17 protein-coding genes are annotated in these 24269 nt (G+C 47.1%); 9 read left to right on the plus strand and 8 right to left on the minus strand.

The window, feature by feature from the left end:
• Positions 1-459: 459 nt before the first annotated feature.
• The 9 genes from BM607_RS00340 to gabT all read left to right on the plus strand — a co-directional run bounded on the left by BM607_RS00340 (position 460) and on the right by gabT (position 11691).
• Entirely contained in the window at positions 460-1221 is a 762-nt protein-coding gene (locus BM607_RS00340; protein ID WP_006085017.1) for a gamma-glutamyl-gamma-aminobutyrate hydrolase family protein, read from the plus strand.
• A 2-nt stretch (positions 1222-1223) separates the two neighbouring features.
• A complete protein-coding gene (locus BM607_RS00345) occupies positions 1224-2579 on the plus strand; it encodes a glutamine synthetase family protein (protein WP_006080696.1) in 1356 nt (451 codons plus the stop codon).
• 600 nt (positions 2580-3179) lie between these two features.
• The gene (locus tag BM607_RS00350) at positions 3180-4280 is read left to right on the plus strand and encodes a polyamine ABC transporter substrate-binding protein (RefSeq protein WP_006085019.1); all 1101 of its coding nucleotides are present in this window, start codon (positions 3180-3182) and stop codon (positions 4278-4280) included.
• 178 nt (positions 4281-4458) lie between these two features.
• A complete protein-coding gene (potA, locus tag BM607_RS00355; protein ID WP_006080699.1) occupies positions 4459-5595 on the plus strand; it encodes a polyamine ABC transporter ATP-binding protein in 1137 nt (378 codons plus the stop codon).
• Positions 5592-6497 carry an ABC transporter permease subunit gene (locus BM607_RS00360; protein WP_006080701.1) on the plus strand — a complete coding sequence of 302 codons (906 nt, stop codon included), beginning with the start codon at positions 5592-5594 and terminating at the stop codon, positions 6495-6497. The genes potA and BM607_RS00360 overlap by 4 nt, the downstream gene beginning before the upstream one ends.
• A complete protein-coding gene (locus tag BM607_RS00365; RefSeq protein WP_006080702.1) occupies positions 6494-7309 on the plus strand; it encodes an ABC transporter permease subunit in 816 nt (271 codons plus the stop codon). Before BM607_RS00360 ends, BM607_RS00365 begins: the two co-directional genes overlap by 4 nt.
• 286 nt (positions 7310-7595) lie before the next feature.
• The gene (locus BM607_RS00370; protein ID WP_071939234.1) at positions 7596-8882 is read left to right on the plus strand and encodes an FAD-binding oxidoreductase; all 1287 of its coding nucleotides are present in this window, start codon (positions 7596-7598) and stop codon (positions 8880-8882) included.
• A 50-nt stretch (positions 8883-8932) separates the two neighbouring features.
• Entirely contained in the window at positions 8933-10381 is a 1449-nt protein-coding gene (gene gabD / locus BM607_RS00375) for an NADP-dependent succinate-semialdehyde dehydrogenase (protein ID WP_071939233.1), read from the plus strand.
• A 32-nt stretch (positions 10382-10413) separates the two neighbouring features.
• Entirely contained in the window at positions 10414-11691 is a 1278-nt protein-coding gene (gene gabT / locus BM607_RS00380; RefSeq protein ID WP_012196786.1) for a 4-aminobutyrate--2-oxoglutarate transaminase, read from the plus strand.
• Between the two features lie 128 nt (positions 11692-11819).
• On the opposite strand, the gene BM607_RS00385 is transcribed toward gabT, so the two are convergent.
• From BM607_RS00385 to BM607_RS00420, 8 genes are all read right to left on the minus strand, one after another.
• On the minus strand, positions 11820-12827 hold the full coding sequence (locus tag BM607_RS00385; protein WP_071939232.1) for an LLM class flavin-dependent oxidoreductase: 1008 nt from the start codon (positions 12825-12827) through the stop codon (positions 11820-11822).
• A gap of 533 nt (positions 12828-13360) precedes the next feature.
• On the minus strand, positions 13361-14914 hold the full coding sequence (locus BM607_RS00390; protein ID WP_071939231.1) for a peptide MFS transporter: 1554 nt from the start codon (positions 14912-14914) through the stop codon (positions 13361-13363).
• Positions 14915-15155: 241 nt separating this feature from the next.
• Positions 15156-15929, minus strand: coding sequence for a DUF6445 family protein (locus BM607_RS00395; RefSeq protein WP_071939230.1), 774 nt, complete (start codon positions 15927-15929; stop codon positions 15156-15158).
• Between the two features lie 9 nt (positions 15930-15938).
• Positions 15939-17450 carry a tryptophan halogenase family protein gene (locus BM607_RS00400; protein WP_071939229.1) on the minus strand — a complete coding sequence of 504 codons (1512 nt, stop codon included), beginning with the start codon at positions 17448-17450 and terminating at the stop codon, positions 15939-15941.
• A 20-nt stretch (positions 17451-17470) separates the two neighbouring features.
• Positions 17471-18490, minus strand: a complete 1020-nt coding sequence (locus tag BM607_RS00405; protein ID WP_071939228.1) for a cupin-like domain-containing protein — start codon at positions 18488-18490, stop codon at positions 17471-17473.
• 13 nt (positions 18491-18503) lie between these two features.
• Positions 18504-19226 carry a SapC family protein gene (locus BM607_RS00410; RefSeq protein WP_071939227.1) on the minus strand — a complete coding sequence of 241 codons (723 nt, stop codon included), beginning with the start codon at positions 19224-19226 and terminating at the stop codon, positions 18504-18506.
• A gap of 58 nt (positions 19227-19284) precedes the next feature.
• Positions 19285-20916: a tryptophan halogenase family protein gene (locus tag BM607_RS00415; RefSeq protein ID WP_071939226.1), complete on the minus strand. Its 1632-nt coding sequence runs from the start codon at positions 20914-20916 to the stop codon at positions 19285-19287.
• Between the two features lie 246 nt (positions 20917-21162).
• Positions 21163-24159, minus strand: coding sequence for a TonB-dependent receptor (locus BM607_RS00420; RefSeq protein ID WP_071939225.1), 2997 nt, complete (start codon positions 24157-24159; stop codon positions 21163-21165).
• Positions 24160-24269 lie beyond the last annotated feature (110 nt).

Raw genomic sequence — 24269 nt, forward strand, 5'->3', positions numbered from 1 at the left:
CAACGCGCTTTATACTGCGTTTAAGGCTTTCGACAGAGCACCACTATGCCTTCAAGCCTTCGCCTTGTCTAAAGCGCGTTGAACTCCCGCTGAATGAACATATATTTAATACGATTGGTATTACCTCCTTTCTAATCCTGTCATATTTGTTATATATCCTCTTCTTTGTGTAAATAATATTGGTTCAAATTTAGTGCGAATACGGTTTAATTTACGCTGCTAAAAGCGAGAATTTTGCCAGCTGAAGCACTATTTTATTCACATGAAATAACATTAAATAACCAAAATATAGGTTTAACTACATGTTATTTATGCTTATTAAACACAAGTGGATGAAATAATCTTTAACAAGTGCTTAACCTCTTGCCTAGTGTGAAATTTCGGTGTACTGTGTGAAAAAATGAACATTTAAAGACAAAGTGTTCGTTATGCTAGTAAAACGAATTCTAAAGGTGAGATATGTCAGCCGATTTGCCCCTCATAGGTGTTATTGCTTGTAATCAACAACTGGGTTCACATCCCTTTAATATTGTTGGTGAAAAATATCTATTAGGTGTAGTTAATGGCGCGAAAGGCTGGCCGTTAGTGATCCCATCGTTAGGCGGCGATTTACCGATAGACGCGATTTTAGAACGTCTTGACGGTATTTTGTTTACTGGCTCTCCTTCTAATGTAGAACCCCATCTTTATGCAGGCCAACCGAGCGAGCTTGGTACACACCATGATCCTAAACGTGATGCGACGACTTTGCCGCTGATCCACGCTGCTATTGCTGCTGGGGTACCTGTATTAGGTATTTGTCGCGGTTTTCAAGAAATGAATGTGGCCTTTGGTGGCAGTTTGCACCAGAAGTTATATGAGGTGGGTGGCTTTATTGAACATAGAGAAGATAAAACCGCATCCTTAGATGTGCAATATGGGGCTTCTCACAGTATTACTGTTGAGCCCGGGGGGCTTATTTACGAGGCCTGGGGCCGTAACTCTGCAGAGGTCAACTCTGTGCATACTCAAGGCGTGGAGCGTCTGGGTGTTGGGTTGCGGCCAGAAGCTTATGCTCCAGATGGGTTAGTGGAGGCTTTCTCCGTAATAGGTACTAAAGAATTTGCCCTCGGTGTGCAATGGCATCCAGAGTGGAAGGTGAGCGAAAATCCGTTTTACCTCTCCCTTTTCAATGCCTTCGGTGATGCATGCCGACGCAGGGCTACAACTCGAGTGAAATAATAATGAATAAGCTAATCGCTTTTTTAAAAGAACGAAAAATCACAGAAGTCGAATGTGTTATTAGTGACATGACTGGCATCGCCCGCGGCAAGATTGCACCAGTCGATAAGTTTCTCGATGAAAAAGGCATGCGTTTGCCTGAAAGCGTGCTGTTACAAACCGTCACCGGTGATTTTGTGAATGAAGATGTTTACTACAGCTTGCTCGATGCTGCCGACATCGATTTTGTCTGTGTACCCGATGAAAACGCTGTTTTTATGTTGCCTTGGACCATCGAAGCCACGGCGCAGGTGATCCACGATTGCTACGACAGAATGGGTAATCCGATTGAGCTGTCACCACGTAACGTATTGAAAAAAGTCTTGTCTCTCTATGACGAACAGGGCTGGGAACCGGTTATCGCTCCTGAAATGGAGTTCTATTTGACCCGTCGTAGTGACGACCACGATTTACCCCTAAAGCCACCAATTGGCCGTTCAGGTCGACCCGAAGCGGGCCGCCAGTCTTTCTCTATCGATGCTGCCAACGAATACGATCCTATGTTTGAAGACATGTACGATTGGTGCGAGCTTCAAGGTTTAGATATCGATACTTTAATCCATGAAGATGGCCCTGCGCAGATGGAGATTAACTTCAGCCACGGCAATCCGTTGTCCCTTGCTGATCAAGTGTTTATCTTTAAACGCACCTTGCGCGAGGCGGCACTGAAGCACGATGTTTGCGCTACTTTTATGGCCAAACCTGTGACTGACGAACCTGGTAGTGCAATGCACATTCACCAGAGTGTGATCAATAAAGAGACGGGCAAAAATATTTTCACCAATGAAGATGGCACTAAGAGCCAGTTATTCTTGGGATATATCGCCGGTCTGCAAAAATTCATCCCTGAGTTGCTGCCGCTGATGGCGCCCAATGCTAACTCTTTCCGTCGTTTCCTACCCGGTACTTCGGCGCCGGTTAACTTAGAGTGGGGCGATGAAAACCGCACCTGTGGATTACGTATTCCAGAGTCTTCACCACAAAACCGTCGTATCGAAAACCGTATTCCCGGCGCCGATGCTAACTGTTATTTGGCAATAGCCGCGAGCTTATTGTGTGGTTATATCGGCATGGTTGAGCAGCTAAAACCTTCGACGCCAGTGCAGGGTAAAGCCAACGAAAGCCGCAGTAACAACACCCATTGTTTGCCTTTAACCTTAGAAGAAGCGTTAGCGGCGATGGAAGAAAGTGATGCCTGTAAGCAGTATTTAGGTGAAGCCTTCACCACTGGTTTTGTGGCGGTGAAACAGGCCGAACTTGAAAACTTCCGCCGTGTGGTCAGCTCATGGGAACGTGAATTTCTTCTGCTCACAGTGTAATGTTTTGGATTGAGTGCTCTGACAGTGTTGCCGCGTTAACCCAAGGAAAACTGAAGTTAATGTCGGTAATCACAAGACTGAGCTTTGCACTGTTTTAGTGAGATTGCACCCAACCGGTGCAACTCACTTGTTAAATAATCTGATGGTTTTTAATGGTTTGTTGATTAAAGTGATTATTCAATTCAGATGCGTGTCCGCTAGAGAAGTGAAATATGCCTAACTATTTTAAGTCGCTCGTTTAATAGAGTCGCTAACTAATTGTTAGTCATATTTAAAATGTGTTTTATCTTAGTGGTTTTTGCGATTACTTAGGGACTTGAGGCATTTGCCTTAATGTTGCAATATGTACAAGCAGTGTCATATCTAGTCTAATTTTTTGAGTGTTAATGCAATACCGATGCCTCGAAAATTTGGCACGAAACCTGATACTTAACAAATTGCAGCAAGATATAAAGGTGGCATGGAATTCATGCCGTAGAGACTGCCGATGCGGTTTGTAAGGTGTAGCATTGGTCGAAAATAACAACAATATCCGGATAGCCCGGTGACACAATGTCAGAATTTGCTTAAGCAATTCTGCTACCCGAGAAAGGAGAAAGCATGAAGCTATTTAATAAGATGACCACTCTAGCTCTGGTAACTGCGAGCGTATTAGCGAGCGCAGCGGCCCAAGCGGAAGAAGTGGTTCGCGTGTATAACTGGTCAGATTATATCGCGGAAGATACCTTAGAAAACTTCAAGAAAGAAACGGGCATTCGGGTAATTTACGATGTGTTCGATAGTAACGAAGTGCTTGAGGCTAAATTACTGTCTGGTCGTAGTGGCTACGATATCGTTGTCCCTTCTAACCACTTTCTCGCTAAGCAAATCAAAGCGGGTGCTTTCAAACCTTTAGACCGCGCTAAGCTACCTAACTTCAAAAATTTAAATCCTGCCCTGATGAAGCTACTTGAGAAAGCCGATCCGGGTAACCAGTATGCCGTGCCTTATTTATGGGGAACCAATGGTATTGGTTACAACATAGATAAAGTGAAAGCGGCTGTGGGTGAAGATGCGCCATTCAACTCAATGGAACTGATCTTCAATCCTAAATATGCTGAAAAAATCTCTAAGTGTGGCTTTGCTATGCTGGACTCTGCCGACGATATGGTGCCTCAAGCACTGATTTATTTAGGTTTAGATCCTAACAGTTCCAACCCAAGCGATTATGAAAAAGCCGGTGAGTTACTGGAAAAAATCCGTCCTTACGTGACCTATTTCCACTCATCTCGCTATATTTCCGACTTAGCAAACGGTGACATTTGTGTGGCCTTTGGTTTCTCTGGCGACGTATTCCAAGCTAAAGCACGTGCTGAAGAGGCGGGTAATGGCAATAAGATTGGTTACTCGATTCCAAAAGAAGGCGCCAACCTGTGGTTTGATATGTTAGCTATCCCAGCCGATTCGACTAACGCAGATAATGCACTGACGCTGATTAACTATTTTCTCCGTCCAGAAGTCATAGCGCCTATCTCTAACTATGTGGCCTATGCTAACCCGAACGATCCTGCCCAACCTCTGGTTGATGAGGCTATCCGCACCGATCCCGCGATTTATCCACCACAAGAAGTGTTAGATAAACTTTATATTGGTGAAATCCGTCCTTTGAAAATCCAACGCGTATTAACCCGTGTTTGGACCAAAGTGAAGTCAGGACAATAGTCGATAAGGGGCAAGCCTAGCTTGCCCCTAACTTGGCAGACTGGCTATGTCCAATCCTATGCATAGTTCATCCACGTATAGGATTTGACACAGTTTGGTTAACCTCTTTTCATTCATTAATCGTGTTGAACCCAGAGTTTGAGCGTATTGACGCATCATTTTCGGGTGGAGAAGTACTATGGCAATCACCTCGGGCGTCACCAATAAACCGACAACAAAGACGCAAGAAAAAGTACTGCTCAGAATTGAGCGGGTAAGCAAGTTATTCGATGACGTACGGGCTGTCGACGACGTGTCATTAACCATCAATAAAGGCGAAATCTTTGCCTTGCTCGGCGGCTCAGGCTCGGGTAAGTCGACGTTATTGCGCATGTTAGCGGGATTTGAAAAGCCCACCTCTGGCCGTATTTTCCTCGATGGCGAAGACATCACAGATTTACCCCCATACGAACGTCCGATCAATATGATGTTCCAATCCTATGCTCTGTTTCCCCACATGACAGTGGCGCAAAACATTGCCTTTGGTTTGAAGCAAGACAAGTTACCTAAGGCCGAAATTGAGCAGCGTGTACAAGATATGCTCAAGTTAGTGCACATGGAGCAGTATGGTAAACGTAAGCCACATCAGTTATCCGGTGGTCAACGTCAGCGTGTTGCCTTGGCCCGTTCACTGGCAAAACGGCCGAAATTATTACTGCTCGATGAGCCTATGGGCGCATTGGACAAAAAACTGCGTACCCAGATGCAACTCGAAGTGGTTGAAATTCTTGAGCGTGTCGGTGTGACCTGCGTGATGGTGACCCACGATCAAGAAGAAGCCATGACAATGGCGGGGCGCATTTCAATTATGAGCGACGGTTGGATTGCCCAAACTGGCTCGCCAATGGATATTTACGAAAGCCCGAACAGCCGCATGATTGCCGAGTTTATCGGCACTGTGAACTTGTTTGGTGGCGCGATTGAAGTGGATGAAGTCGACCATTTGATCATTAAACCTAATGAGTTGGCTCAATCTTTTTATGTCGGTTACGGGGTGTCGACCAACGTAGAAGACAAGAATGTGTGGCTCGCTGTGCGTCCTGAAAAGACCATTATTAGCCGCGAACAGCCTGAAGGTCAGTACAACTGGGCGAAAGGAATCGTACACGATATCGCGTATTTAGGCGGTATTTCAGTGTATTACATTCGTTTAGAGAATGGTCAAATCGTCCAGTGCAGTATGACTAACCGTGAACGCCGCGCCGATCATGCCACATGGGATGACGAAGTGTTCATCAGTTGGGAGGACACCAGTGGCGTGGTGTTGAGATCATGAAGATACCGACTAAATTAAAGTGGCTCAAAGGCCGCATTTGGACCATAGGGATACCCTATGCTTGGTTGTTATTGTTCTTCGCCTTGCCATTTGCGATTGTCCTTAAACTGAGTTTTTCGACGGCGGCGATTGCGATCCCGCCCTATGAGGCTACGTTCCAATATGCCGATGATGTGTTAAATATCTTCCTGCATTTTGGTAACTATTTGATGTTGCTTGATGATTCGTTGTATTACATGGCGTATCTCAGCTCATTGAAAATGGCGTTAATTTCGACCATCGGCTGTTTGATTATTGGCTATCCAATGGCCTATGCGATTGCCCGTGCGCCAGCGCGTTTGCAAACCGTATTGCTGCTGTTAGTCATGTTGCCTTCTTGGACCTCATTTTTAATCCGGGTTTACGCTTGGATGGGGATCTTAAGTAACACAGGGATCATCAACCATTCGCTGATGTGGCTGGGAATCATCTCTGAGCCGTTACAAATCCTAAATACCAATATTGCCGTGTATATCGGCATTATCTATGCGTATTTACCTTTTATGATTTTGCCCTTGTACGCCACCTTAGTGAAACTCGATATGAGTTTGATTGAAGCCGCGTCTGACTTAGGCTCAAGCCGTTTAAATACCTTCTGGAAAATCACTTTTCCGCTGTCAAAAAGCGGTGTGATTGCCGGTTCTATGTTGGTGTTTATTCCTGCCGTGGGTGAGTTTGTGATCCCTGAGTTACTCGGTGGTCCAGATTCCTTAATGATAGGTCGAGTCTTATGGCAAGAATTCTTCAATAACCGCGACTGGCCTGTGGCTTCGTCACTGGCGATTGTAATGCTGGGCTTATTGATTATTCCTATTACCTTATTCCATCGCTATCAGGCACGTAGTTTGGAGAAAGACCTATGAAAAAGTTAAGTTTTTCTTCAGCGATGTTGTGGTTTGGCTTGTTCTTCCTCTATGCACCTATGTTAGTGCTGGTGATTTACTCCTTTAACGACTCTAAATTAGTGACGGTATGGGGCGGATTTTCACCAAAATGGTATGGCGAGTTATTTCAAGACCAACAGATTTTAGATGCGGTATGGACCAGTTTGCGGATTGCCTTTTATAGCTCAACTATGGCGGTGATTATCGGCACTATGGCGGCTTTTGTGATGACACGCTTTAAGCGTTCATGGGCGAAGCTGACATTATCGAACATGATCACTGCACCACTGGTTATGCCAGAGGTGATCACGGGTCTGTCTTTGCTACTGCTATTTGTGCACATGGCCGACTTGTTTGGTTGGCCGAAAGAGCGCGGCATGTTAACTGTGTGGATTGCGCATTCGACCTTCTGCGCCGCCTATGTGGCTGTGGTTGTGTCGTCAAGATTGCGCGAGCTGGACATGTCAATCGAAGAAGCGGCAATGGACTTAGGGGCAACCCCGCTTAAGACCTTCTTCCTCATCACTGTGCCTATGATTTCGCCGGCGCTGGTGGCGGGTTGGTTGTTGTCATTCAGTTTGTCCTTGGACGATTTAGTGATCGCAAGCTTTGCCTCGGGCCCAGGTGCAACGACGCTACCTATGGTGGTGTTCTCCTCGGTACGTTTAGGGGTTTCGCCTAAGATCAACGCTTTAGCGACACTGATCATTCTGTGTGTTTCGTTAATCGCCTTCTTGTCTTGGTATATGGCAAGGCGGGCAGAGAAACGCGACCGCACACCGATGAACTAGTTTGCTTAATCTTGGGGTGGCTTTGGTATCGCCAAAGCCACCCTTGTTAATTGTCACCGCTCCCATCATCCGCTTTGCTTTGCAGGCTTGTTCTGCGACTCGACACCATTAATATGACATCGCTAAGCTTAAGTAGCATGACATCATTGAGCTTAAGATTATTGCGTGTTTGAAATATCAAACAAAATGTAAATTATTGCACTTTTCTGGCTAGTGTTTCGTTTTCTGAAGGTGTAGGATGTGATGGCTGTTTAAAATAATGAACATTAGAATTCAAGGGAACAACATGTCTGCCATAGCTCACGCTGGATCATATTATGCGGCATCGGCCAACGATAAGGTTGAACGTCCGCGTCTACAGGAATCGATTGAAGCCGATGTTTGTGTGATTGGCGCGGGTTATACGGGCCTTTCTGCCGCGCTGCATTTATTAGAATCTGGCTTTAGTGTGGTGGTGTTAGAAGCCGCTCGCATTGGCTGGGGCGCCTCGGGCCGTAATGGCGGACAAATCGTCAATAGTTTTAGCCGTGACATTGATACTATTGAAAAAACAGTCGGCAAAGAACAAGGTAAACTCTTTGGCCAAATGGCTTTTGAGGGCGGGAAAATCATCCGCGATCGGATTGCTAAGTACAACATTCAATGCGATCTAAAAGATGGTGGCGTGTTTGCCGCGATGAACGAAAAACAAATGGGTCATCTGCGCCATCAAAAGCAACTGTGGGAAAGCCACGGTCATGTTAATCAGCTCGAACTTCTCGATGCCAAAGGCATTCGCGGTGTGGTAAATACTGAGCGCTATGTCGGTGGTCTGCTCGATAAAAGCGGCGGCCATATTCACCCGCTTAACTTAGCTCTTGGCGAAGCGCGCGCGGTCGAATCCCTCGGCGGCAAGATTTTTGAAGACTCAGCAGTGCTGAGTGTCGATGAAGGCGATAGCCCAGTTGTGCATACGGCGCAGGGCAGTGTCAAAGCCAAGTTTGTGGTCGTGGCGGGTAATGCTTATTTAGGTAAGTTAATGCCAGAGCTGCAGGCGAAATCTATGCCCTGCGGCACGCAAGTGATTACCACTGAGCCTTTGAGCGACGATCTGGCGGCGAGCTTATTACCGCAGGATTACTGCGTCGAAGACTGTAACTATCTGCTCGATTATTTCCGCCTGTCTGGCGACAAGCGGATGATTTACGGCGGCGGCGTAGTGTATGGCGCCCGCGATCCGGCGGACATTAAGTCGATCATTATTCCGAACATGCTTAAAACCTTCCCGCAATTAAAAGATGTGAAGATCGATTATGCGTGGACGGGTAACTTCCTACTGACGCTATCGCGCCTGCCACAGGTCGGTCGTATCGGTAAGAACATCTATTATTCACAGGGTTGCAGTGGCCACGGTGTCACTTATACCCATCTGGCAGGCAAGTTACTGGCCGAAATGCTCAACGGCCAAGCCACGCGCTTCGACGCCTTTGCTGCATTGCCACATTATCCATTCCCCGGTGGTCACGCACTTCGCGTCCCTTTTAGTGCTATCGGAGCTTGGTATTACACGTTAAGAGACAAACTGGGTCTCTAATATCATCACTTTTAAGAAGCTAGGTAGCTTCACAATACGAGGAAATCCTTGTGCAATTAAATGATCCGAGTTTGCTACATCAACAGTCTTTTATTAATGGTCAATGGTGTGATGCCGTTTCTGGTGACACGCTAAAGGTGGTTAATCCCGCAACTAATGCCCTGATTGGTCATGTTCCTAATATGGGACAAGTTGAAACTGAGATGGCGATTAAGTCGGCAGAAGCGGCTTTACCTGCATGGCGGGCGCTCACAGCCAAAGAGCGCGGCGCTAAGTTAAGGCGTTGGTTTGAATTACTCAATGAAAACAGTGACGACTTAGCATTGCTCATGACGACCGAGCAGGGTAAACCGCTGGCAGAAGCCAAAGGTGAAGTAACCTACGCGGCTTCGTTTATCGAGTGGTTTGCCGAAGAAGCGAAACGTATTTATGGCGATACCATTCCTGGGCATCAAGGTGACAAGCGCTTGATGGTGATCAAGCAGCCGGTCGGTGTAACTGCCGCGATAACGCCGTGGAACTTTCCTGCGGCTATGATTACTCGCAAGGCCGCTCCAGCGTTAGCTGCGGGTTGTACTATGGTGGTAAAACCGGCGCACCAAACACCATTTACCGCATTAGCGATGGCTGAACTCGCTAAGCGTGCTGGTATTCCTGCGGGTGTATTTAGTGTGTTAACGGGTGATGCGGTGCAGATTGGTAATGAAATGTGCAGCAACCCGATAGTGCGTAAGCTGTCTTTCACTGGCTCAACCAATATCGGTATTAAATTAATGGCGCAATGTGCGCCTACCTTAAAAAAACTGTCGCTAGAGCTTGGCGGCAATGCACCATTTATCGTGTTTAACGATGCCAATATCGATGCCGCTGTCGAAGGCGCCATGATTGCTAAATATCGTAATGCTGGCCAAACCTGCGTCTGCGCTAACCGCATTTATGTGCAAGACGGTGTATACGACGAGTTCGCCTTAAAACTCAGCACTGCAGTGGGCAAGCTTAAGGTTGGAGAGGGCATCAAGGAGGGCATCACTACGGGTCCGTTGATCAATGCTGCCGCAGTCGAAAAAGTGCAAAGTCATCTTATCGACGCCATCGCCAAAGGTGCATCTGTGCTCGCAGGCGGTAAAGTCCACGACCTTGGCGGTAATTTCTTCGAGCCAACCGTGCTGACTAACGTTAATAAAAGCATGCTCGTTGCCCGCGAAGAAACCTTTGGTCCACTCGCGCCGCTGTTTAAATTCAGCGATGTCGACGATGTGATTAAACAAGCTAACGATACTGAATTTGGCCTCGCCGCTTATTTCTATGGCCGCGATATTTCACTGGTGTGGAAAGTCGCCGAAGCCTTGGAATACGGCATGGTTGGGGTCAACACTGGCTTGATTTCGACGGAAGTCGCACCCTTTGGCGGGATGAAATCCTCTGGACTGGGCCGCGAAGGTTCTAAGTACGGCATCGAAGAATATTTAGAAATGAAGTACATCTGCATGTCCGTTTAATACGGTCCGATTTGGCGTGTGAGGAACACTAAATGACAACAACCAATGATTCATTGATGGCACGTCGCCAAGCCGCAGTTGCGGGTGGTGTCGGGCAAATTCACCCAATCTTTACCGCGCGCGCCGAAAACGCGACCGTGTGGGATGTTGAAGGTCGCGAGTTTATCGATTTTGCGGGCGGCATTGCTGTGCTCAATACCGGCCACCTTCACCCTAAAGTGAAGGCGGCGGTTGCGGCTCAGCTGGATAATTTCTCCCACACTTGTTTTATGGTGCTTGGTTACGAGAGCTATATCCAAGTGTGTGAAAAGCTCAATCAATTGGTGCCAGGGGATTTTGCCAAGAAGACGGCATTATTCACTAGTGGTTCAGAAGCGGTTGAAAACGCAGTTAAAGTGGCGCGTGCCTATACCAAACGTGCTGGCGTGATTGCGTTTACGTCTGGCTACCATGGTCGCACTATCGCAGCCTTAGCACTGACCGGAAAAGTCGCGCCTTACAGTAAAGGTATGGGTCTGATGTCGGCGAATGTGTTCCGCGCCGAATTCCCCTGCGAGATGCACGGCGTGTCCGATGATGATGCTATGGCTTCGATTGAACGTATCTTTAAAAATGATGCCGAGCCAAGTGATATTGCCGCCATTATTTTAGAGCCAGTGCAGGGCGAGGGTGGTTTCTACGCCGCATCACCTGCTTTTATGCAGCGGTTGCGGGCATTGTGTGATCGTGAGGGCATTATGCTGATCGCCGATGAAGTGCAAACGGGGGCTGGCCGTACTGGCACTTTCTTTGCCATGGAGCAAATGGGTGTTAGTGCGGATATCACCACTTTTGCTAAATCTATTGCGGGTGGTTTCCCTCTTTCGGGCATTACTGGCCGCGCGCAAGTGATGGATGCGATTGGTCCGGGTGGTCTTGGCGGTACGTATGGTGGCAGCCCGTTAGCCTGCGCCGCAGCACTTGCTGTCATTGAAGTGTTTGAAGAAGAAAAGCTGTTAGACCGCGCCAATACCATAGGTGAGCGCATTAAGTCTGCATTGAATGTGATGCAAGTTGAACATGCCCAAATCGCCGATGTGCGTGGTTTAGGCGCGATGATCGCTATCGAATTAATGGAAGATGGCAAGCCTGCACCGCATTATTGCGCGCAAGTGTTGAGTGATGCCCGTGACCGTGGATTGATTTTATTATCCTGCGGCACTTACGGTAATGTGCTGCGTATTTTGGTGCCATTAACCGCGCCGGATGCACAAATTGATGCAGGCCTTGGTATCCTCAAAGCCAGCTTCGATGCCGTACTGAAAAGCTAATATTGCTTTGATATAAAAGCTGTTTTAGATGACAGTCTTACATAATAAAAATCCCGCTTCGGCGGGATTTTTTATGGCAGTCGTTTTGACTGCCAATGACTTTTAGAACGAGTCAGTTTACTGAATCGCTACTGTTTAATCTCCATTAGGATCTGCAGCGCTTTTTTGCGTTTATCAAGATCGTACAAGTCATTGGTGAAGATAAACTCATTCACGCCAAGTTCTTTGACGATCATTTCCAAACGATGCTTAATCGTCGCTGGGCCGCCAATGACAGATAAACCTAAGAAATTAGCGACATAGGTTTCTTCTTGCGCGCTCCACAAGCCATCCATTGTTTCAACCGGAGGTTTTAACCATAACTCGTGACCACGGATAAGCGCCAGTACGCGCTGTTTCGAGGTCGTGCCCAGAAATTGCGCCTCTTCATCAGTGTCGGCGGCAACGAGCGGCAAACCTAACATCACATAGGGCTTATCAAGCACTTGAGAAGGTTTAAAGTCGCGGCGATAGATTTCAATCGCATCGTAAAGAAAACGTGGGGCAAAGTGGCCCGCAAACACATAGGGCAAACCGCGCTGCGCCGCTAATTGTGCGCTAAAGAGACTCGAACCCAATAACCAAATCGGCACATTAGTGCCTTCTCCAGGAATCGCTCGCACCGCATGGCGACCATTGTAAGGGCCGAGTAAGGTTTGTAATTCACTGACTTCTTCAGGGAATTGTTCGGCGCGACTGGTATCGCGGTTCAGTGCTCGGCTGGTAACTTGATCGCTGCCGGGTGCGCGTCCCAGTCCTAAATCGATGCGACCAGGATAGAGACTTTCAAGGGTACCGAACTGCTCGGCAACCACTAACGGCGCATGGTTTGGCAGCATAATGCCACCCGCGCCGACGCGAATACGCTGCGTATTGCCAGCAATATAACCAATTAATACTGAGGTCGCCGCGCTGGCGATACCGGGCATATTGTGGTGTTCGGCAAACCAAAAACGATTAAAGCCGAGGCGATCGGCTTCCTTGGCATACTGCAAACTATTGTGCAGCGTTTCACCCACAGTCGAACCTTGGCGCATGGGCGCGAGTTCCAATAGCGAGAAGGGAATATCGGCCAATATTGATGTCTGTTGTGACATAGTGTCTCCAAGTGACTGCCGTCTTTTGCTAGCGAAAACAAGCTGTGCTAACAGTGTTAGTCGCATTGCTAGTGGCATTGTTAGGCGCATAGCGAAGAACAAGCGTTAACGGCTCAGTCTTGATGAATAAAAAGGTATTCAGTGTTATTGATATGGGGCTAAGTACCGCGCTTCTCAAGCTTGAACGGTTAACTCTTTTCCCCTTCGTTATTTCATTAGTCATGTCAATTTGAGTTTGCACTTGAGCAGCGCTATTAAACCGAGTGCGTCTTGGTTCATACTTGCTTTGTAACAAATCGAGACGGTGAAGTCATCCCAGCGTGAGGGACGATAATGTGGAACTGAAGATCTTATTCTCAGCAACTCAGCGCTAGGCCTGTCACTGCGGGATTGGGTGAGGTTCGCTACAGCTCATTTGGTTATGAGTTGCAACACAAGGGTATAACTAAGTGAAGTGATAAAAAAACTGCCGATAGCAGGGCTATCGGCAGTTGATGTTATGCAATAGATAAATCGCTATTGTCAGTCGAGCATTATTGCTCGGCTTTTACATCCCGTAGCGATGCCGCAGCACTTTCATTCTCAGTATTATTATGTGAATGGTGAGTCTCAGTCAGGCGACGCATTAGCGGTAATACCGCAAGGGCGATAAAGGTACAAACCACAGCCGCGATACCCAATTTATTAAATAGGCTGGTGTATACGGGTAAGGTTTGCAGTGGATCGACTAAATCTTTTGGCACACTGGCGAAGTTAGCGACCACACCGCCCAGATACTGTGAAATACCTGAGGCGACGAAATAGGCGCCCATCATAAAGCCGCCCATACGCGCAGGTACGTAGCGGGCAATCATGGCAAGACCAAGACCACTCACCAGCAATTCGCCTAAAGAGTAAGAGGCATAGCCCCAGATCATGATCCATGAAGAAGTTTTACCGTTGACGGCGAATTGTCCGGCAAAGCCATAGATAAAGAAGCCGATAGCGACGACGGCAAAACCGAGGGCAAATTTCGCCGCGATAGAGAAGTCTTTATCATTGCGACCCGCCCACGAATAACTCCACGCCAAGATTGGACTTAACACCATAATCCATAATGGATTCAATGCTTGAAACTGGGCCGGTGACCAAGTCCACAAGTGGGTACCAAAAATTTGGAAATCCCAGTCCACGTTACGTAATGCAAAGAGTGCAAGCGAGGTCGACATTTGTTGATAGAAGATAAAGAAGAACACGGTTTGCACTGTGAGGATCAGCGCCGCAATCAGTCCCGCTCGTTCACTAGCTTCACTGGTGCGGATCAAGTGAAAGAAGATTGCTAATACGGCTACGCCTGCGGCGTAAACAAAGACACGGGCAACCGCTTCATATTCCAGAATAATGGCCGAAGCGACTACTGACAACGCGGCCAGAGCTAATACTATCGCGAGGCTTTTCTTGTTCACTGGGCGAGTATCTGGCTCAGAACCGTAATGGACTAAACTCTTACGCATAAGTGCATAGTTGCCTAACCCCACCAATATGCCGACACAACACACGGCAAAGGCGGCATGCCAGCCAAACTCGTTGCCATACTGGGCGTTGACATAATCTTTAATCCAAGGCGTCAGCAACATAGAGAAGGTCGAGCCAACGTTGACCGCCATATAATAGATAGTAAACGCACTGTCGATTTTAGAATCGTCACCTTCGTAAATTTTACGAACTAAGTTACCCGCATTGGGTTTGAACAGGCCGTTACCGACCACAATCACGCCGAGCGCTGAAAACATAAACCACGTATTTTCAGTGGGTACGGCCATCAGCGCATAACCCAGAGACAAAATCCCCGCACCCAGCAGCATAGTGCGTTTAGTGCCGAGGATCTTATCCCCAACCCAACCACCAATGGCCGGTGATACATAAATGAGCGCCGCACAGGCACTCCATACTAAGTTTGCACGTGAGTCATCAAAGCCAAGGCGCTGCACCATAAAGTACACAATCAGCGCTTGCATGCCGTAATAACCAAAGCGTTCCCATAATTCGATAAGAGACACAGTCATAAATGAATGTGTTTTACTTACCGGAGCAGTCCCAATAGTCATATCGCTTGCTTCCAACATTGTTGTTTTAATATTTGAGCTCAAAAGTATAAGGCGATAACCCAAGCAAACCAATGGCAGAGGCTGACAAAACAGACTTTGTTACAAATGAATTGATGAATTTTAATGTGTGTTTAAGGCGTTGGACTGTGTTAACTACGACTTTGGGGACGTCAATAAACCCAGCTAAACCTAAAGTCGTCAGCGTCAGTAACAGTGATATAACGCTTTGCGAATCGCTGAGTCAGCGGACTGAGGGTTTAAACTCGATAAAAATATTGCTCGTTAGCCGGCCTGTTCTTGGGTTGGCATCAATATCGGTTTGTGGGTTCACTAAGGTGGAATGCAGCAAATTACCGGGATAAATCACTAAACGATTCGGGCGATACTCGACTTGATGATAAATCTCATAATGACTGTTGCTTTCAACACAATAGCCCGAAGGATGGCGAGTAATGTCATCGACTAAAGGTTTAGCAGACTTAAAGTAGTCTGGCATACGTTCTTCATTTATCCGCTCAAAGCCCGTCGGAATATGGCGGAAAAACGCCGTATTGCCATGGGGACCGTCGTTTAAATAGTGCAGTAGCGCGAAATAGTGCGGTGATGGAGTATCAAAATGCGGCAGGCATTGAAGCGGTTTAAGGGCATTGGCGGGGGTACTGATCAGCGAGAAATACAATGCCTGTAATTTGATGCTTAAGCTCGAAGGGATTTGATACACATCATAAATCAACTGGTACACAAGATTGAGCACATCGGTGACATAGGCCTGCGGCAAGGGGGCACGCACGCCGGGGTAAAAAGACCCATTATCGGCAGAAAAGTGCGCTTGGGTGTAAGCACACTGACGTATTGGCAACAGATCCGCCGCAACATGATCGATAATAATCAAGGGCGTCTTTTCATTGCCAAGATAGACTAGCTGAGGCTTGAGCTTGACTGTCTGTTGCATAGTTGCCTGTTGCTTAGTTGCCTGTGGCTTAGCCGTATTCGTGTTGCGATCTAAGGTTTGCATCCCTGTACCTCACATTGCCATAGGTTTAGTGTTGGCTAAAACCTCAGCGGGGCAATAGTGCTGAATAAAATCGATGTGGGCAGGTAGGCTTTCTACCTTACGCTTTACGGTCGATTTAATGTTGTTTAAGAAGGCTTCGAGTTCAGGCTCTTCCATCACATCGACTATCGGGTGATAGTGTTTTGGCATTATGCCTTGGCCCATCATCACTTGGATCCATGAGCTTTCGCCAAAGAGTTCACTACCGTATTTATAGACTTTGCCGCTGTCGGCAAACATTTCGATTCGATGTTTGAGCGACGCTGGAATGTCCATATTTTTACAATAACGCCAGAAACGGCTGTCCTCGCGTTCCGTGGCCTTGTAATGCAAGATAATAAAGTCGCGTATATTGTCCATTTCGAGTTTAGTTTGTTGATTAAACTCATCAATATCGGATTGCACTATGCCCGCCGACGGAAATAGTTGCATCAATCTGATAATACTACGTTGGATTAAATGAATGCTGGTGGATTCCAGTGGCTCTAAAAAGCCGCCGGACAGCCCGACGGCAACACAGTTTTTATGCCAATGCAGGCGACGGGTGCCGGTTTTAAACTTAATGACCCTAGGCTTATTCAGCGGTTCCCCTTCAAGATTAGCGAGGAGCAACTCAGTGGCATCCTCATCTGAGATAAATTTGCTGCAAAAGACCAGGCCATTGCCCGTGCGATTTTGCAGTGGAATACGCCACTGCCAACCCGAATCGCGGGCAATCGAGCGAGTATAAGGAATAGGGGTACCCACTGACTGCGTTTGCACCGCAATCGCACTGTCGCAGGGGAGATAATGGCTCCAATCTTCAAAGCCAGTATTAAGCGTTTGCTCAATCAGCAGTGCGCGAAAGCCTGTGCAATCGATAAACAAATCCCCTTCGATTGTTTCGTCATTCTCTAAGACGAGCGCTTTGATATTGCCGCTATCATGATGCTGTAATACCTGTTTTATTTTTCCTTCAATACGGTGAATGCCGTGTTGTTCGGCCATTTTTCGAAGGTACTTGGCATAGAGACTGGCGTCCATGTGGTAAGCATGGTTGTAATCTTGGTTTGGCAGTACGGCAAATCGTCCTTGACGGGCGGCGAGATGTTCGGCGCAGTAGTCGCCTATTTCACTCACCATGCCGAGTTGTTTGCCTTTCAGCCAAAAATGTTGAAAACCACAGGCCCAACAATCTTTACCTAAAAAACCAAAGGAATGCAGGTAGTTTTTATTGATATCCTGCCAATTTTCAAAGGAGATCCCGAGTTTAAAGGTCGCATTTGTCGCTGCCATGACCTCTTGTTCTTTGAGGCCGAGTAATCGATGGAAAATATGTAATGTGGGGATCGTCGCTTCGCCCACACCGACCGTACCTATTTCATCGGATTCGACCAGCACAATTTCTAAGTGTTTGCCCATCAACTTAGTCAGCGCCGCAGCAGCCATCCATCCGGCTGTTCCGCCACCCGCAATCACGACTCTTTTTATGGCTGTTGTCATCGTTTATATCCTCAACTGGGCTAACGTTTGAGCTTATTGGTTAAATCTGCCCGCAATTTTCGGGCGTTGATTTCATCGAGTGGGGTAGTCAGCATGCCTTGGGCTGCACTAGGAATATGCTCTAGATCGCCATCTTCATGGTCAAAAATATAGTGATCGAACAGGGCTTTCCACGCCTGACGTTGCGCCTTGGGTAAGGAGCGTAAACTTAACATTGCGTGCAGTAAGGCATTATTAGGGCGGCCAAGATAACCGGGCGTATCTCGCCACCAATGGGTAATGAGAACATTAAAGTCATCCATTCCGCGTACATGGTGCCACCACATACTGGGGATGAATAACACATCACCGGGTTCCAGTTTGGCGACCTGCGCGGATTCCATCGCCTTGGCAAATTTAGGAAAGCGGTCAAAATCGGGATTATCCATATCGACTAAGCTAATGTCTTGGCCGCCCGGGGCAAACTCCATTGGGCCAATATACAGATTGCTGATTTGCTCCGGCGGAAACAGGGTAAAAGTGCGTCTACCGACGACATTGCAGGCTAAGTTATGGGGAAAGTCGAAATGGGCAGCGATACGAGTTTGATTGCCAAGCCAGATATTGGTGAGCGGTGACAAAGGCGCAAGATTAAAACTATTATCGGCGCCAAGTCCAGGTAAGCACTGATTAATATCGGTTGAGCCCATATAAATACTGGCGGCTTGCTGCACAGTGAGCTGCGTGAAAATCTGCCGCAAATCTAACTTACCCGCCTGATAATTAAACCCATCTAAAGTGTCGTTATAAAATACGCGGCCTCGATGTTCTGGCGCTAAATAATAGGCGGTGACGGGCATGCCTTGGTAAAACTGGGCCAGATACTTCATCGCGCTATCGCTGGATTCAAGCCCTGCTTTCACTAAAGGCCAGTTTGCGCAAAGTCCTTTAAATACCAAAGGCTGCTCAGCGTCTTTAATCAGCGCGAGCATCTCCTCGGTTGAGCAGTTTTCAAGGTGTTTGACGACATTATTTTTAGGTTTAATCACATCAAGACTCATGGCTGCGACCTAGTTAACCTTGCGCATTTTTAAGGTTAAGCAAGTCACGTACTCTTGCCTGTGAGGCCAAGGTCATGTAAATCGCCTCTAGATAACTTTTAGCATGTAATTGAGCGAGCACTTCTGCCGAAAGGGCCGCTAGCATTTCTTCATTAATAGTATAGAAACCCATCATTTGATGTTGGTGGCCATTGTCGAGCTTGATATCTAAGGTAAAGGATTCCAGCAACTTATGTTCAATAAGTAAATCGATAAAGTGCTTACTGTCGATAAGCCCGTGGTGGATACCTTCTAACATATCCCCAATATCATCCAGATATTGCGTATTCCCACCATAGGGATGGAATAAAGCTTCGCCTTCGGTTGTGCTGACTTTTGGGCTCGCCATATCGATATGTATGACCCTTTGTTTGAGCTCGACACCGTCTTCGCGCACGCTTTGTTGACCAATAAGAAACGGCTGACGACGTTGGGTGAGAGGGATATAAGAAGCCTGCCAAGTGCCGTTATTTAAAAACAGATTCTCATTATTTTGAAAACCATAAAGCGCCACCGCAAAGAACTGGCCTGTGGTCTGATCCTTTTGGAAAAAAATCGGATAATGCGCCTGTACACTGCGAAACTCCGCCGGAAAGGTGACACTGAACCAGACATTATCGCCGTACTTAGCACTACGCTCAGTGATAATTTTAATATCTTTATGATCTACGCTGTTAAGTAATACGTGTTGGCTCATAGGGTTACCTTTGTCCTTTGTTGGTTCTCACTGCCGCGAGTTATTTTTGTTATTTGTGCTAAATCTTAGGGAAACCAAATTGCCTGACCTTGTTTAATAGGTCGCGATTGCTCGGAAGGCTTTGGCTCAATCCATGGATCTTTTGCTGATTCTCGCTAAAAAGTCTTTGGGCAACTTGTTGTTGCGACGGTTTGATATGAGTCGGTAGGGCAGTATTAAAGCCCATACCATAAAGCACATATTGGAAACTCGCCGCCGGAAATAAGGGTTCTTTGTAGCTAATGTCGTGGCTGCTTGGCGCTTGATAACGCCATAGTTCGAGTTGCTGCTGTAATCTTTCTGGGATGGATGCGGCCTCCCGGTGATCGCGCCAGTAGCCATCTACTTCGCGTCGACTCACGACATAATGCAGTTTCAAAAAGTCGATGATTTGCTGCCAGTGGCGCTCGTAGCGTTCATTCACTCGCTGGGCAATCGTGTCCATTACGCCGCGATGCGTTGGCAGTTGCGTGGCTAAGGTATTTGCCGTCCATTCCACTAAAGCCAATGCCGATGCTTCTAAAGGTTCAATAAAGCCTGCCGCCATACCTATGGCGATACAGTTGTTTTGCCAGCATTTTGCATGATAGCCGGGGTTGATATTTAGCTTTCGGCATTCTTGTTTACGACTATCAAGCGCGTTGCTGGATGCCGATTGAGGATTAGTTGATGTGTCATTGGTTAAATAGGCTCTTAAGGTTCGTTCAGCTTCGTCATCGCTACAATGGGCCGATGAATAGACATAACCCACGCCTTTGCGAGTCGGTAAACCTATATCCCAGATCCAGCCATTGGGCTGCGCCGTCGAGAGTGTGCATGAGGCGATAGGGCTGTTTTCTTCGGCATAGGGGACTTGTATTGCTAAGGCGCTGTCGTTAAACAGCACAGCTTTTTGGCAGAGGAAGGGCACCTTAAAATGCTCGCCCAGCAGCAATGATTTCGTGCCGGAACAATCGACAAACATATCACCTAAGATCACGCCATGTTTTTTGGTCGCAAGGCTTTCTATATCGCCATTGGCATGACTGTGAACCTGAGTGACATGATCTCTAATGTACTTGATCCCCAGTTTTTCGGTGCAATGCTGCATTAACAGTTGGCTAAATTTACCCGCATCTAAGTGATAGCCGTAATTGTTTTGAAAATGATATTCAGGCGTCGCAATGGTTTTAGGCGCTAGCCCTAACAGAGTCAGCGCATCTTGGTTGGATACCGCCTGAGCAAAACTGACCTTGTCACTGTGAGGCAACCAAAAGGGACACAAGTCTAACTCTTGATGGCCATGGGGTAAGCTAAAGGGATGTAAATATTGGTTAGAACCGAATGGTTTAGTTCGTTCAGTATCATCGTGCTGCCAGTGAATAAAGCGTGAGCCTTGCTTGAAACTCGCGTCGCATTGGCGGATAAATTCGGTTTCGCTGATGCCGATTTTATCTAAGGTGTTACGCATCGAAGGCCAAGTGCCTTCGCCGACGCCGATAGTGGCCACATCGGGGGATTCTATTAATGTGATATTGAGTTTAGGCGAGTGCGCAAGCTGGCCTTTATCGACATTATGCTCGGCGGCCAAAAGGGCAGCGGTTATCCAACCGGCTGTGCCGCCACCGACAATGACAATGTTATTAATGGCTGTGTGAGTTGCTTGTTGCATATCGAGTGCCTAATCTTTTATTGTTGTTTATAAAGGCTTTTATGTTTTTCGTTACCACTAACGCGGTTAACTATTGCGCTAGCATTGAATAGTTTTACTGCGATTTCCAGTATTTATTTTACTCATATTGACTAAAAAGAGCGGCTACGTCCGTGTAGCCTGCTGTCATCCTGATAAAAATGAGGTATCTATGGCATACCTCATACGACCTTAGGGTAAAGATCTGTTGCTCTTAAATCGGTACGACTAGAAAGTGTAACGTGCGCCTATACTGTAACGCGCACCCGTCTGGGTGTAGTTAAGGACTTGTTCCGTCGCACGGCCGTGTACACGCGTGGCTTCATTGGTGATGTTTAAGCCTTCGATGAAGATGGTTAAACCTTCAACCGCTTCAACGTCATAACCTATGTTAAAGTCCACCTGCGAATAAGCTTCGGTGTATTTAGGGTTCGAGCCAGTATCTTGACCTGTTGAGTTTAAGAACTCATCACGCCAGTTATAGGCGATACGGGCCGAGAAACCATAGTTTTCATAGATACCGACTAAGTTTGCGGTGTCGCTGATCCCTAAAATCACGTTCTGGGTCGCATCACCTGGGCGACCTAAGTTAGTGTTATCATAGCTGTCCCCCGCATCCACCATAGTGTAGTTGGCTTGGATACCAAATCCTGACTCACCAAAGAAGTGCTGGATAGAAAACTCCCAACCATCAATCACATTACTTAAATCACTGTTAGTGGGATTGGTAATGAGGAAGTTTAACGATGGATCACCTGGGTTACCGGTAATCTCGATATTGCCGTTATCAGGATTGATCTTCACATTCGGGTCGGTTGCACCGTATTTGTCATAAATCCATTGGCGTTGTTGAATCGCAGTAGTGGCACCTGCCGCAATGGCTTCATCAACATATTTACCGTGTGCTGGATCCGGAATGTTGTAGATGTCTGAGTTTTCAGGGTTACTGCTGATAAAGTTAGTCACATCTTTACGGAAGTAACCGATTGAGACGTAACTGGCATCGTTGTAATACCATTCTGTCGACAAGTCATAGTTCGTTGACTCGAGTGGTAACAGACTTGGGTTACCCGCCGAGCCGCTACCACCGTTGCGATAGGCAAGCGTTCCTACTGTGGTGCCACCTTGAATCGAGGTGTAGTCAGGACGACCAATCGTTTGGCTAAAGGCAGCACGGACGAAAACATCTTCCAGCATTTCAATATTAAAGTTGAAGCTGGGTAGCAGGTAATCGTAATCACCCTTTTGAGTTTGATAAACGCGATTATTATCCACTGAACTCGTTAGGGCGATTTCAGACTCTGCAATCCAAGTGGCTGTATCATAAGAGGAAACAACCGAAGTCGATTCAACATCTGTTTTTTCGTAGCGTAAGCCGAAATGCACGTCATAGGGCATGTTGGCAATTTCGCTGGCGAAGTTGTATTGGATATAGGCTGATTGAGATTTTTCTTCAGTGAAACGGTCTGTGCCTTTAGAATAATCGGTAGAAGGGCAGAAGCCATTACCACAATCACCCACTATGCTCGTTGCATAGAGTTCTGCTGCACGGGCACGAACTGCCGCAAAGTCCCAAAGGAACATAGTGTTTAGCGGATCTGTCGAGGCATTACCGTTATAACCTGCGAAATTACCTTTTGAACCATCGAATTTATCGATAACTGAACTGGTTGGAAACCAAGCTGCGTCTAAATCGCCCGCTGCACCAACGCCACCCCAGTCGTTACGTTGAATATCAACCTGTTGAGAGTGGTTATTCACGTCTGACATCGCAATACCAAAATCGATACTGCCTGCTTCGGCTAAATCATATTTACCCGACATTTGCAGCTGTTCAATTTCGGAGCGATTGACGGCATTGGTAAAGGTTGAACCAGTCACGCGCATATCTTCTGGGCGAACCGCATTTCCACCACCAACGGCGAGTACTGGGACATCACCGCTAAAATCGGTCGCTGCACTGGTACGAATAAAGGCGGCGGTACTGAGGTTGCTCGAACTGCCATTGACATTGTTAGGCGTACGTTCGGCGTAGGAGTTATGGTAATCTAAGTTTAATGTCAGATTATCACTGGCTTCCCAAGCTAAGTTAAAACCCAGTGAACCACTTTGGTCGCGGGTGCCGAAATCGCCAGCAGCCATTGAAAGGTCGGCTGGTGCATCGTAGGTTTCTGAATAAACGAGTGGTGATGAAACTGGGCCATCACTCCAAATATTTTCTTGGGACGGCACAAAGTTGAACCATGCCGAGACGTCGTGCGTTTGAGTATCGATGTCGTTACGCATGTAAGTGTAATCGAGCGTTGCGCGCAGCGAGTCAATCGGCTCGTATTGCAGTACTAATTGACCGTTGGTGCGTTTGCGTTGTTGTTCTTCAAAACGGTAAATCGTGGTTTGCGGCACGCTATACACGTCATCATCGCCAGGGCGATTGACTTGATTGTCGTTTTTAGGAACGCCGCCCCATTCTGCGTTGGGGCCGCTGTAATCTTGGTCAACGATACCTGGGAAGCTGCGCCAACCTGTTCCGACTTGGGCTTGTTGATTACCACTCTCCCTTTCTTGATAGCTACCTGAAATAGAAATCCCAAATTTATCATCGGCAAAGGTGTTTGAGTACAAGCCAGAAAGCTCTGGTGTGGTAGAGCCTTTATCCGTGGATGAGTCATTAACGGCCTTTGCACCGAAAGTCGCCTTCATGCCTGGCGAGCTTAGCGGTCTATGGGTGAGCACATTGATCGTTGCGCCAATACCGCCCGTTGGATTTTCAGCCTTAGTAGTTTTCTCAACTTCAACCGCACTGATGGCTTCTGACGCTATGTTGGCAAAGTCGAATGAGCGAGAGCCAGTAGTGACTGGCATTTGACGTCCGTTTAACAGTACTAAGTTTTGATCGGCACCAAAACCACGGACCGACACTCGGCTACCTTCACCGTTTTGACGGTCGATAGATACGCCAGAAATACGTTGTAGCGATTCAGCTAAGTTACTGTCGGGGAATTTACCGATATCTTCGGCGTTAATTGCATCAACAATGCCTTCTGAGCCGCGTTTTACGTCCATCGAACGGACTAAACTACCGCGGATCCCTGTTACTTGAATAACTTCAATATTTTCTTCTTTTTTGTCAGTATCGGCGGCATAGGCGGGCATGATAGAGCCCACGCCTAAGACTAGCGAAAGGCTAGTGGCCAATCTGGTTTTTCTAAATGTTCTAAGTTCCATCTACATCTCCCCGTTGAGTAGATATTCAGGCTACAACTCTCTGATTTGTGGTGTGGGTTGAACAAATCATGTACAACACAGACATTTTTTTGTTCTTGTTAAGGTTTATG

Source organism: Shewanella sp. SACH, from assembly GCF_001887095.2.
Classification (GTDB): Bacteria; Pseudomonadota; Gammaproteobacteria; order Enterobacterales; family Shewanellaceae; genus Shewanella; species Shewanella baltica.